This window comes from Microbacterium sp. (genome assembly GCF_031180975.1).
In the GTDB taxonomy this organism is placed as follows: Bacteria; Actinomycetota; Actinomycetes; order Actinomycetales; family Microbacteriaceae; genus Microbacterium.
On the sequence record NZ_JAPSLI010000017.1, the window covers coordinates 1 to 2,051 of the forward strand.

Sequence of the window (2,051 nt, forward strand, 5' to 3'; positions counted from 1 at the left end):
CATCGGCGTGAAGTCACCGGGCCTGGAGTTCCAGTACGCGACCCCCGAGACGCGCGTCAGCGCGAACGACCTGCTCATCTGCTCCGGGCACGCCGAGCTGCTCGAACGCTTCTCCGCCCGCCCCTGACCCCGCGACACAGCGCCCCACACGCCGAGGCAGCGCCAGCTCGGGGTGTCGCGCAGGACACGCTCAGGCCGACGCGCCGCGGGTGTCGAACCGGCGGCGGTACTCCGAGGGCGAGGTAGCGAAGGCTGAGGCGAAGTTCTGCCGCAGCGTGACGGCGTTGCCGAACCCGCAGGCGGCCGCGACCTGCTCCACCGGCAGATCCGTCGACTCCAGCATGCGGCGCGCCTCGTCGAGGCGGCGGGAACGGATCCAGGCCGCCGGCGTCGTACCGGTCGACGCCTGGAACGCCCGGATGAACGTGCGTCGGCTCATGTGCGCCGCGGCAGCAAGCCGCTCGACGGTCAACGACTCGTCCAGGTGCGACAACGCCCACTCCAGGACGCGCGAGATCGGGTCGTCGGACGGGCGCGACGCGATCGGGCGGTCGATGTACTGCGCCTGCCCGCCCTCACGGTGCGGAGCCACGACCAGGTGCCGGGCGACCTGGTTGGCCGCGGCGGCCCCGAGCCTGGTGCGCACCACGTGGAGGCATGCGTCGATCGCAGATGCGGTGCCGGCGGAGGTCAGCACGTCGCCGTGGTCGATGTAGAGGACCGACGGGTCGACGGCGACGTCAGGATGGCGGGCGGCGAGCGCGTCGACGGCCTCCCAGTGCGTCACGGCTGTGCGGCCGGACAGCAACCCGGCGTCCACGACGGCGACGGCTCCGAGGCACAGCCCGGCGACGGTCGCCCCGCGGGTGTGCGCCCGGTGCAGCGCTCGCCGTAGCGTCGGCCCGATCGCGCGGCCGTCCCCGTACCAGGAGGGCACCACCACGACGTCGGCATCCTCGGCGGCGGCCGGACCGCGCACGCCGGACATCCGGTAGCCCTCGGCGGTGCGGACAGTTCCGGCGCGGTCGGAGAACAGCACCGTCTCCCAGGTCCCGAGGCCCTGACGCGCCACCTCGTCGAAGACGAGCTGCGGCACGGCGAGGTGGAACATCGTGACGCCGTCGAAGGCGTAGACGGCGACGCGAAGACGCTCCGCGGAGGTTGGCACGGATCCATCGTAACGGTGCACGTGTGCCAATGGCGGCTACGGCCCACCACGGCTCAGGATCGCTATGGCGCCACACCGAGGCGCCCATCCCCCGACCGAGGAGCATCGACCCATGTCCACCACCCCGCGCCGCGCGCTCATCCTCGTCGACGTGCAGCAGGAGTACTTCGGCGGCCCGCTGGAGATCCAGTACCCGCCGCACACCGAGTCCTTGCCGCAGATCACCCGGGCGATCGATGCCGCGATCGCCGCGGGGATCCCCGTCGTCGCGGTCCAGCACACGGCGGGCGAGGGCGCGCCCGTCTTCGACCCGAGCCGCCCGGGCTTCCGGTTGCACCCCGAGGTCGAGGCCAGGCAGACGGACGCGTGGAAGTCGGTCGTCAAGCAGTACGGCACCGTGTTCGCCGGCACCGACCTGCTGGCCTGGCTCCGGGACCGCGAGATCGACACCATCACCCTGGTCGGCTACATGACCAACAACTGCATCATCGCGTCCGCCGCCGAGGCCGAGACCCACGGCCTGTCCGCCGAGGTGCTGTCCGACGCCACCGGCGCGATCAACATCGCCAACGACGCCGGCTTCGCCGACGCCAAGACGGTGCACACGACCCTGCTGGCGCTGCTCAACTCCAACTTCGCCGCCGTCGGGGACGCCCTGGCCTGGACCGAGGCCGTGGCCGCCGGCGAGGCGCTGCCCAAGAGCGACCTCGGCACGTCCGCCGTCATCGGTGCTCGGCTGTCCCGATGATGCACGCTGGCAGCACGGGAGCGCTACCTCGACGGGTCAGGGCGTACGGCGGCGCAGGGTCGCCACGCCCAGCACGACCGCACCGACGATGAACGCGACGATCACACCCACGGCGCCCTGCACGTCGGCCCACGC

2 protein-coding genes are annotated in these 2,051 nt (G+C 72.3%); one reads left to right on the top strand and one right to left on the bottom strand.

Translation table 11 applies throughout. The features are described from left to right. Positions 1-190: 190 nt before the first annotated feature. Entirely contained in the window at positions 191-1,168 is a 978-nt protein-coding gene (locus RIF65_RS15105; RefSeq protein ID WP_309082775.1) for a GlxA family transcriptional regulator, read from the bottom strand. A 112-nt stretch (positions 1,169-1,280) separates the two neighbouring features. Here RIF65_RS15105 and RIF65_RS15110 point away from each other — a divergent pair, with 112 nt between their 5' ends. Next, positions 1,281-1,916, top strand: a complete 636-nt coding sequence (locus RIF65_RS15110) for an isochorismatase family protein (RefSeq protein WP_309082777.1) — start codon at positions 1,281-1,283, stop codon at positions 1,914-1,916. The last annotated feature ends 135 nt before the right edge of the window (positions 1,917-2,051 follow it).